We start from the raw sequence: 688 nt of genomic DNA on the forward strand, positions 1-688 counted from the left end.
ATATAGCACCCCAACCACTCTAATTTTTTTCTTGACTTTTTGTTGTAGATGTGTTATGCCGCTGGCAACACCCCCCATGGCGACAACCGGACATTCGATAGGCTTAAACTATGAAACCCTGAATAAACCCCGGTCAGATACAATTAGACCCGGCCCTCGCTATCTGCCATAATCGGGTGGCATACCCTTTTAATTTTCTACTGGCTAAATATGGCAAAGCGAAAAGCCCCAATAATAACAGACAAGAACCCGGCACACTGGGTGAGGTTAAAAGGCGACACAACCCGAAATTACGTTAATACAAAAACAGGTGAAATAATATCCCGGCGACAATATGACGAAAAAATAGGTCGATTATCTAAAGAGGGATTAACAAACGAAACGCAAGCAAAAAAGAACAAAGCGGAAAACCCCATTGCATTTTCAGCAAAGCCCCGGAGGGGAAAGAAAAAAGGAGCTGAATTAAAACAATATGAGAAAGAAATAAAGAAAAATAAAGTTGAATTAAAACACAAGGACGGATACTTAACTAAATTTGTAGTGTCGCCTATTAACTCTGTTACGGTTGCTGAAGCATTCCAAGCGATAGCACAAATACCCAAGGCAAGAAGTTACAGGCGAATCATTACAATGAGGCCAAAAGACGGAGGGGCTGAGATAACCACTGCAACGCCTTATAATAATATTC

Annotated in this window: 1 protein-coding gene; it reads left to right on the forward strand. The window is 41.1% G+C overall.

Features of this window, described 5'->3' with window-relative positions:
- Nucleotides 1–210: 210 nt before the first annotated feature.
- Nucleotides 211–688 (forward strand): hypothetical protein (locus tag EO766_RS18335; protein ID WP_287101831.1); only part of this gene is annotated, 478 nt, incomplete at its 3' end.

The sequence above is a fragment of the Hydrotalea sp. AMD genome (assembly GCF_004100315.1).
GTDB lineage: Bacteria > Bacteroidota > Bacteroidia > Chitinophagales > Chitinophagaceae > Hydrotalea > Hydrotalea flava.